Raw genomic sequence first — 9,439 nt, forward strand, 5'->3', positions numbered from 1 at the left:
CGCGCAGTGTTCGTGGCGAGAGGCGGGGTTTCTGCGTGACCGACCGCGCCCGTCAGGCGTAGGCGGGACTGAACTGCAGGTTGGCGTGCTGGCGGTTCGACGCGTCGCGGAAGTTCTTCAGCGCCCGGGACATGTGGAAGCCGTTGGTCACGATCACCGCGCCGCTCGCACCCATCGCCTTGAGCATCCGCACCGTGAACTCAGCGTTCTGAACGGTAGAGAGCGACGCCGACTCGTTGACCATCTGCCACACCGGCACACCGCGCTGCAGTAGGCCGATGTTCATGAACTGCGCCTCCGACACCGGTAACCACCACGTGTCACCACCGGAGACGATCACCCGGTTGAACGGATGCGTCCGGGCAAGGCGCGCACCGAGATTCATGCGCTGCTGCAGGATCTCCGGCGCTTGCCCCAGCAGTCCCACCTTGGCCCCGAGTACGACGATGTAGCGCGTCGGCGGACTCTGCCAGAGAAAGATGCTGGTGGGGGAGAACAGGTCGTAGGCGAGGTCGCTGGAACTGCTGCCGGTGTCGGCGTGGGCCTCGGCCGGAGCCGCGACCACACCGCCGGCGGTCACGCCGACAGTGGTCACGACGGTGGCGGCAAGCGTGATCGCGAGTTTCCTGAGACGCATGAACAAGCAGCTTAGAGCTGTTACTTTACGGGACTAAGGACATCAGCAATCACTTTGGTAACAATAAGCACTTGTGTTACAGCCACATTTCACAACGGGCCGCGCCTGCCGAATGACGCGTCACGGCAGGCAACCGGTCAGGTGAGGCAACCGGTCCGGTGAGGCGTCCGGTCAGGTGAGGGCGACGTACTTCACGGTCAGGTACTCGTCGATGCCCTCCGCGCCGCCCTCGCGGCCGATACCGGACTGCTTCACCCCGCCGAACGGCGCGGCGACGTCGGAGATCACCCCGCGGTTCACGCCCACCATGCCGGCGTCGAGGCGCGACGCCACTCGCATCGCCCGGTCGAGGTCGCGGCTGAAGAAGTAGGCCGCGAGCCCGTACTCGGTGGAGTTGGCGGCCTTGATGGCCTCGTCCTCGGAATCGAAGGTGCTGATCACCGCGACCGGACCGAAGATCTCGCCCCGGGTGACCGGCGCGTAGGGGTCCACCCCGTCGACGACGGTGGCCGGATAGAAGAAGCCCTTGCCCTCGGGGACCTTGCCGCCCAACCGAACCCGGCCGCCGTGGGCGACGGCGCTCTCCACCGCCTCGGCCACTTTGTCGCGCTGCGCGGCGCTCACCAGCGGACCGAGCGTCACACCGTCCTCGTAGCCGGCGCCGAGCCGCACCGCGGCCATCTTCTCGGTGAGTTTGGTGGTGAACTCCTCGGCCACCCCGGACTGCACCAGGAAGCGGTTGGCCGCAGTGCACGCCTCGCCGCCATTGCGCATCTTGGCCAGGAAGGCACCGTCGACGGCCTTGTCCACGTCGGCGTCGTCGAACACCAGGAACGGGGCGTTGCCACCGAGTTCCATCGAGGTGCGCTGCACCCGTTCTGCGGCCTGCCCCAACAGATTCCGGCCCACCGGGGTCGACCCGGTGAAGCTGATCTTGCGGATCCGGTCGTCGGTGATGATCGCCGACGACACCTCCTTCGCGTTCATCGTGGGCAGCACCGAGAGCACGCCCCCGGGCAGTCCCGCCTCGGCGAAGATCTCGGCGAGCGCCAGCATGGTCAGCGGGGTCTCGTGGGCCGGTTTCACCAGCATCACGTTGCCCGCGGCCAGCGCCGGCCCGATCTTGCGGGTACCCATCGCCAGCGGGAAGTTCCACGGTGTGATCGCCAGGCACGGCCCCACCGGGCCGTGGGTCACCAGGATGCGTCCGGTGCCCGCGGGGGAGTGGGTGAAGCGGCCGTCGATGCGCACCGCCTCCTCGGCGAACCAACGAAGGAACTCGTTGCCGTACTTGGTCTCCGCCAGGCTGTCCGGCAGCGCGCGACCCAGTTCCACGGTCATCAGCATGGCCAGGTCGTCGGCGCGCTCGGCCACCAATTCGAAAGCGCGCCGCAGGATCTCGCCGCGTTCGCGAGGCGGTGTGGCGGCCCAGTCGCCGGCCACCCCGGCGGCCACGTCGAGTGCTCGTTTCGCGTCCTCCACGGTCGCGTCGGCAACCTCGGTCAGCGGTTCCTCGGTGGCGGGGTCGATCACGGTGAAGGTGGCACCACCGGTCGCGGGCACCGATTCGCCGCCGATCCACAGTCCGGTGGGCACGCCGTCGAGCACGGCCTGGGGGTCGAGTACCTGTGTCGCAGTGTCAGTCATGTGAATTCCCTTCGTGGTGGCACGCGTGCTGCGACGGTGACGGTTCGACGTCGAGCGATGGGTTGCGGTCGAAGAACCCGAACGGCTTGAGCCAGAACGACACGATGTCGGCGGGCATGATCGGCCAGTCCTCCGGCCGGGTGATGTGGTGGATGCCGAACGTGTACCAGAGGACGACGTCGGTGTTCTCGATCGGGCGGTCGGCCTTGGTCCATTCCGCCAGGCCGGTGTCGCGCTCCGACTGGTTGACGAATTCGCCTGCGGGCCAACGCTCATCGGGACTGTTCGGGGTGACCCACAGCGTGTGTCCGATCACCGTGGCGCGGCCGAAGATCGGCGATGCGGGATCGAACATCGACGGGAACGCACCCGACGGCACCAGCTTGTAGGCGGGATTCAAGCCCAGCGAGGTGGTTACGTTCGGATTCGCGATCTTCCACGACTTCTGCGTCGCATAGTTCGGATTCTGCTTGCCCTCCGACTCGGTGCGCAGCGGTGTGTTCTGCTGCACCAGCGACAGACCGTACGGGTTGTCGGGGCCCATCGGCTCGGCGATCGTCTCGCTGGCGAAGACGGTGTTGTCGGTGCCGTCGATGTCGAGATCCATACGCGCGGTGAGGAAATGCTGATGGAACGGAGCGTACGTGCGGTTGTCGACGGTGGTACCGTTCGGGTTCGCGCTCGCGCCCGGCGCGATCGGCGTGGTCACCATGATGCCGGTGGCGCGCACCTCGCATTCGATGTTGCCGTCCTGATACAGCCGCCAGTACACGAGGTACTCGTAATTGGCCACCGTCACATGGAAACTCACGGTCAGCCGCCGCATGCGACGGACTTCGGCACCGGCGTCGTGGTCGACATGCTTCCACAACACGGCGTTGTCTTCTTCGTGGATGCAGATGGCGTTGGTGATCGTGTACGGCTCACCGGCACTGTTGTGCAGCACCGCGTCGAGGTAGCGGATCTCGCCGAGACAGTCGCACCCGAGTTCGAGCGACGTCGTCATGAAACCCAGACCCCACTCGCCGATGTCGAAAGCGGTGCGGCGGTAGTGATCCACACTCGGATCGCGGTAGGGAACCACCATCTCGGCGAACGAGAGCCGGTGGGCGATCGGGCGCACGCGGCCCGCGTCGGTGTAGCTGACGGTGTGCAGCGTCATGCCCTCGCGATAGTTGAAACCCACGCGCAGCGACCAGTTCTGCCAGGTGAGCAGATTGCCGTCGATCTGGAACGACGGGCCGTCGGGCTGCGTGATCTCCAGCGTCTTCAGCGGCGGCCGATCGAAGGTGTCGCGGATGCGTTGCGGAATGTGGCGCGGCACATACTCACCCATCGTCTCCGGCTGAGCAAAACCGGTGGCATTGGCCCCGCCCGCTTCGCTCCCGGCGGCCGCCGTGTCCTCGATACGCAGCACCTCCATCGTGTTCACGTCGATCACGCAGTGCAGCCCGGTGATCGGCGTGGCATACGGGTTGGCGCCCGGCTCCTTGCGCAGCCATGTGTCCGACCAGCCCAGCCGCCGGTCCTTGTATTCCTCCGGCATCACCGGACCGCCGTAGGTCCAGGTGTCCATGAACACCAGATCCATGTCGGTGATGCCGCGGCGGGCAAGTGCCGCTTGCACATCGGGGTGTGCGCGCAGCACCCGGTCGCATTCCTCGAACTCGTCGACGGTGAAATTCGCCTGCACGCCGGGGACGAGTTCGAAGGACTCCACCGACTCGCCCGAGAGTGAGACGAACGACTTGTAGGTCGTGTTCTCGCCGGTGTTGAAACACACCACCACCGCGCGCCGCGGCGGAAGAGTCCCGTCGGCGTCGTAGGCGGCCAGCTCCGACTTGGTGGGTTCGACGAGTTCGATTGAGGCGTAACGCCATCCGTCGCCCACACCTTGCTCGGCGGAGAGCAGTGCGGTCACTGCGCGGAACTCGTCGGCGGTGAGCGGCTCGAGGGGATGCATGGGGAATGTGGCTCCTTGTGTCGTGTCCGGCGGTTCAGGCGTTGGCGCGGATGGCGTCGGCCAGCACCGACAGTCCGTCGTTGAGCAGGTCGTCGTCGATCACCAGCGGCGGCAGCAGACGCAGCACGTTTCCGTATGTGCCGCAGGTCAGCACGATCACACCCTGTTCGAGTGCCGCCGCCGCAACCGTCTTGGTGAGGTCGGCGTCGGGTTCTTTGCTGCCCGGTTTCACCAGTTCCACCGCGATCATCGCGCCGCGGCCACGGATGTCGCCGATCACGGCCTTGCCGTCGGCAGCCAGCTGACCCGCGGTGTACGTGAGCTTGTCGAGGACGATCTCCTCGATGCGTCGGGCGCGCGCCGGAAGGTCGAGACGCTCCATCTCCTCGAGGGCGGCGAGCGCGGCGGCACACGCCACCGGGTTACCGCCGTAGGTGCCGCCGAGTCCGCCGCCGTGCACGGCGTCGAGCAGGTCGGCGCGGCCGGTGACCGCCGAGAGCGGCATGCCGCCGGCGATGCCCTTGGCCATGGTGATGAGGTCGGGCACGATGCCCTCGTCCTCACACGCGAACCATGTCCCGGTGCGGGCGAATCCGGCCTGCACCTCGTCGGCGATCAGCAGCACCCCGTTGTCGGTGCACCACTGCGCCAGGGTGGGCAGGAAACCCGGTGCGGGAACGATGAATCCGCCTTCGCCCTGGATCGGCTCGATGATGACGGCCGCGGTGGTCTCCACACCCACCTGCTTCTCGATCATCGTGATCGCGCGACGTGCTGCGGCCGCACCGTCGCCACCGAGGTCGTCGCGGAACGGGTAGCTCATCGGCATCCGATAGACCTCGGGCGCAAAGGGTCCGAAGTTGCGCTTGTACGGCATGCTCTTCGCGGTCAGCGCCATGGTGAGGTTGGTGCGGCCGTGATACGCGTGGTCGAAGGCGACGATCGCGTCGCGGCCGGTGGCCAGGCGGGCGATCTTCACCGCGTTCTCCACCGCCTCGGCACCCGAGTTGAACAGCACGGTGCGCTTCTCGTGATCGCCGGGGGTCAGGGCGTTGAGTTTCTCGGCCACCGCCACATAGCCCTCGTAGGGGGTCACCATGAAGCAGGTGTGGGTGAAGTGGCCGGCCTGGTCGGCCACTGCGGCGGCGACGGCCGCATTGCTGGCGCCGACCGTGGTGACGGCGATCCCCGAGCCGAGGTCGATGAGCGAGTTGCCGTCGACATCGACGATGACGCCGCCGTCGGCGTCGGTCGCGTAGACGGGAACACTGGAGCCGACACCCGCGGCGACGGCGGCCGAGCGACGGGCGGCGAGTTCGGCCGACCGCGGACCGGGCAGCGCCGTCGCCAGATGCCGTGTCTGCGGCAGGCGATACGAGATTTCAGTAGCTGTGGTCATGAGATCAGTGTTCGCCCACAACAGCCACGATGAGGCTCGCCACTATGTACAGCAGATTCGTATCGGCACGACAAGTTGTCCAGTAGGTGCGTACGGTTGATCCATGACGACCGTGCGCTGGTTGGTGGGCCAACGCGCCCTCGAACTCACATTGCGTGCCGGCGCGGCCGGCCTCGACCGCACACTGGACTGCGCGGTGAGCTCCGAGCTGACCAACGCCGCCGACTGGCTGTCGGGCGGTGAGGTGTTGCTCACCACGGGCCTGCGGCTGCCCGACGACCCGGCCGCCCATCGCGAGTTCGTCCACAGCCTCGACGCGGTGGGTGTGGCCGGGATCGGGTTCGGCCTGGGGCTGGGCTACGACGACGTGCCGGACGCGCTCGTCGCCGCCGCCGACGAGGTGGGAGTACCCGTTTTCGAAGTGCCGCTACCCATCCCGTTCTCGGCGATCACCCGCGCGGTGATCGACCAGATCGCCGCCCAGCGGTCGGCGCGGCTGGTGTCGGCCACCCGGGCGCAGCCACGGATGACCCGCGCGGCCGCCGCCTCCGGACCCGCGGCGGTGGTGCGCGAACTCGCCGACGCCGTGGGCCGGCAGGTGGTGCTGCTCGACGCGCGGCACGCGGTGGTGTCCACGGCGCCCGGCAGGGTGAGCCAGAACCGGATCGAGCAGATCCGTGAGCTCGTCGGCCGCGACCCGGCCTCGGCCGGTGCCGTCCGGGTGACCGACGACGCGACCTTCACCATCGCCCGGATTGCATCTGGCCGCAACACATTCGGACATCTCGGACTTGTCGGACCGGAATCTCCCGACGACGTGGCCCGCATGCTGATCGGTCATGCGGTGTCGCTGCTGGCCATCGAGTACGCCAAGCCGCAGCAGGTGCGACGCGACGTGGCCACGCTTCAGGGCGATGTCCTCGCGAGCGCGATCGAGGTGGCCGTGGGCGAGAGGTCGCGTGCACTGCTGTCCCGCGCGGGTGACCCGTCGGGGCGTGTGCGCGCCGTGGTGTTCCGGTTTCCGTCCGACGACGACGCGGCGCGCGCGGCCGAACGCCTCGCCGACGAACTCGAACGCCGGTGGCGGCCGGTGTTCGTCCATCGCGACGCCGACGAAGTGATCACCCTGATCCGCGGCGACGATCACGTGCAGTTCGCGGTGGGCCTGCTCAACCTGCTCGGCACCCATGCCGCGGCGCGTGGCGGATTGGGGGCGGCGTCGGCGGTGGCAGAGGTGTCCGACTCGGTGCGTCAGGCGCGGTTGGCATCGCGCTCGGCGGCGGTCGGCCAACTCGTCGACCTGCACCAGACGCGCTCACTGCTGACGCTTGATCCGGTACGTGAAGCGTTGCGCGACAGTCACTCCCATCGACTCGCACCGATCATCGAGCATGACGGGCAACACGGGGCGCGGCTGTATGAGAGCCTGCTGGCCTATCTGGAGGCCAACGGGAACTGGGGTGTGGCCGCGGATGGACTGGGCATTCACCGCCACACCCTGCGTGGCAGGATGGAACGAGTGGAGGATCTGCTGACCGTCGACCTCGCCGATGCGCGGACACGCGCGGAACTGCTGCTGATCATGCTGGGTGCGGACGCATGAGAGCGGTCGGGGTGGTGATGGTCGTCGTGGCGGCGCTGGTGGTGGCGGGCTGCGGCGGTACCTCGTCGTCGTCCGAATCCACATCGGCCTCGACATCGGTTGGGGCCGAACAGGAATCCACCGGCGAACAGGCCTCCGCACCCTACGTCAACCTGGGTGACAGCTACGCTGCCGGCACCGGCCTACGGCCGCTCGCCGAAGACTCGGAGTTCCAGTGCCAGCAGTCGGGACGCAACTTCGCAAGACTCGTCGCGCAGCAGCGCCGGATCGCGCTCACCGACGTCAGCTGCGCCGCAGCGAGCACCACCGACTTCTTCACCTCCCAGTACTTCGGCGTCGGACCGCAACTCGACGCTCTCGGACCACGCACCGAGATCGCGACGATGATGATCGGCGGCAACAACGGCGACGTGTTCAGCGACACGCTGCGGCTCTGCGGAGAGGCCGCGGCCACCGACCCCACCGGCTCACCCTGCCGCGAGCGGTACGGTTCCCGGTTCGACGACGCGGTGCGCAACACCACCTACCCGGCGCTGGTGTCGGCGCTGCGTGCGGCGCGCCAACGCGCGCCGAAGGCCCACATGGTGATCGCCGGATACCCGTGGATCGTGCCGCCCACCGAGGGCTGCTATCCGCGGATGCGGGTGGCCGCGGGCGACGTGCCCTACGTCCGTGAACTTCAGGCCACCCTCAACGATGCGGTGCACCGGGCCGCCGACGCGAACGGGATCACCTTCGTCGACATGTCGGTGGAGGGTCACGACGCCTGCCGGCCGGTCGGGCAGCGCTGGATCGAGCCGCAGGAGGGATCGTCGGCGCCGATCACCGTGCATCCCAACGCCGCCGGGCAGCAGGCCATCGCCGACCGGGTGGAGGCCGCGCTGCACTGACCGTGCACAGACGGTGCACCGTCCACAGGCAGGCGCCTGTGAGCGATGACGTGGTCCCGGGTGGACGCCGCGTTCGGCACGATGTCGATCGTGACCCCCCACCTCGGACCCGAACACGACGATCGGTGGCGCGGTGTGTACTCGTGGGCGGAACTGTCCCGACGCGGTTTCACTCAATCGCAGCTGCGACGGCTGATCTCCGGTGGCGACCTGTGCCTCCTCCGGCGGGGCTGGTATGCGACGCACTGGGCGCATCCGTGGGTTGTCGAAGCCGTACGGGCGGGTGGGGTGTGTTCGTGCGTCACGGCGCTGGATGTGCACGGCGTGTGGGTCAAGCGAGGCGCTCGGCATCTACACGTCCGGCGACGCAAGACCGCGGACAAGGTGGGCGCCGCACGGTTCTGCCGGCAGTTCGGACCGCCGAGACCCGAGGTGTATCCGCTCGACGACATACCCACCGCGCTGCGCCACGCGCTTCGATGCCTCGACGACGAGGGAATCGTCGCGGCATGTGAGTCGATTCTCCACCAGGGCCTGCTGGAGTTCGACGACCTCACGGCGGTCTTCCTCACCGCTCCGGTACGGCTTAGACGGCTGCTTGATCGGTGCGATGAACGTGTCGAGTCCGGGACCGAGTCCATCTTCAAGATGCGGATGATCGCGATGGGAATCGACTTCCGGATTCAGGTCGAGATCGTCGGCATCGGGCGCGTCGACTTTCTGATCGGTCGTCGCCTGATCATCGAGATCGACAGCGTTGAGTTCCACGACAAATCCCGGGAGCAACGGGAGCGCGATCGAACCCGTGACGCGCGGGCCATCGCTCTCGGCTACCTCCCGCTTCGGTTTTCCTACCGGCAGGTGATGTTCGAGTGGGACGAGGTTGCCGAGACTGTCACGGCGGTGGTGCGTCGTCGCGACCATATGAAGAAGCCGGTTCGCGATCTGTGGCTTGGGGCCTTGGATGAACCGGGTTTCGGGGACTACCGAGATGTGTGAATACAACTGGGGTCACAGCGGACCGGGAACGCAATAATCGCGGTGGCGATGCGCTGTGGTCCCATCTGTATTCGCATCGGGACCCGCCGGGTCCGGACACATCTCGAGCAACGGGAGCGCGATCGAGCCCGTGACGCGCGGGCCATCGCTCTGGGCTATCTCCCGCTTCGGTTTTCCTACCGGCAGGTGATGTTCGAGTGGGAAGAGGTTGCCGAGACTGTCACGGCGGTGGTGCGTCGTCGCGACCATATGAAGAAGCCGGTTCGCGATCTGTGGCTTGGGGCCTTGGATGAACCGGGAT

6 protein-coding genes and 1 pseudogene are annotated in these 9,439 nt (G+C 67.4%); 3 read left to right on the top strand and 4 right to left on the bottom strand.

What is annotated here, in order from left to right:
* Positions 1–52: 52 nt before the first annotated feature.
* The 4 genes and pseudogenes from ACWDTD_RS10125 to gabT all read right to left on the bottom strand — a co-directional run bounded on the left by ACWDTD_RS10125 (position 53) and on the right by gabT (position 5,646).
* Positions 53–637: a YdcF family protein gene (locus tag ACWDTD_RS10125; RefSeq protein WP_449746959.1), complete on the bottom strand. Its 585-nt coding sequence runs from the start codon at positions 635–637 to the stop codon at positions 53–55.
* Positions 638–808: 171 nt separating this feature from the next.
* The gene (locus ACWDTD_RS10130; RefSeq protein ID WP_449746960.1) at positions 809–2,284 is read right to left on the bottom strand and encodes an NAD-dependent succinate-semialdehyde dehydrogenase; all 1,476 of its coding nucleotides are present in this window, start codon (positions 2,282–2,284) and stop codon (positions 809–811) included.
* A pseudogene (locus ACWDTD_RS10135) lies at positions 2,277–4,304 on the bottom strand (primary-amine oxidase); the annotation flags it as partial. The gene ACWDTD_RS10130 and the pseudogene ACWDTD_RS10135, both read right to left, overlap by 8 nt.
* Entirely contained in the window at positions 4,282–5,646 is a 1,365-nt protein-coding gene (gabT, locus tag ACWDTD_RS10140) for a 4-aminobutyrate--2-oxoglutarate transaminase (RefSeq protein WP_449746961.1), read from the bottom strand. The gene gabT and the pseudogene ACWDTD_RS10135, both read right to left, overlap by 23 nt.
* Positions 5,647–5,749: 103 nt before the next feature.
* Between gabT and ACWDTD_RS10145 the strand changes: the two genes are divergently transcribed.
* From ACWDTD_RS10145 to ACWDTD_RS10155, 3 genes are read left to right on the top strand one after another with little or no spacing between them, the layout of a single operon-like run.
* On the top strand, positions 5,750–7,249 hold the full coding sequence (locus ACWDTD_RS10145) for a PucR family transcriptional regulator (protein WP_449746962.1): 1,500 nt from the start codon (positions 5,750–5,752) through the stop codon (positions 7,247–7,249).
* Positions 7,246–8,139, top strand: coding sequence for an SGNH/GDSL hydrolase family protein (locus ACWDTD_RS10150; RefSeq protein ID WP_449746963.1), 894 nt, complete (start codon positions 7,246–7,248; stop codon positions 8,137–8,139). The genes ACWDTD_RS10145 and ACWDTD_RS10150 overlap by 4 nt, the downstream gene beginning before the upstream one ends.
* Positions 8,140–8,184: 45 nt before the next feature.
* Entirely contained in the window at positions 8,185–9,138 is a 954-nt protein-coding gene (locus tag ACWDTD_RS10155; protein ID WP_449746964.1) for an endonuclease domain-containing protein, read from the top strand.
* The last annotated feature ends 301 nt before the right edge of the window (positions 9,139–9,439 follow it).

The sequence above is a fragment of the Gordonia sp. NPDC003425 genome, assembly GCF_053588635.1.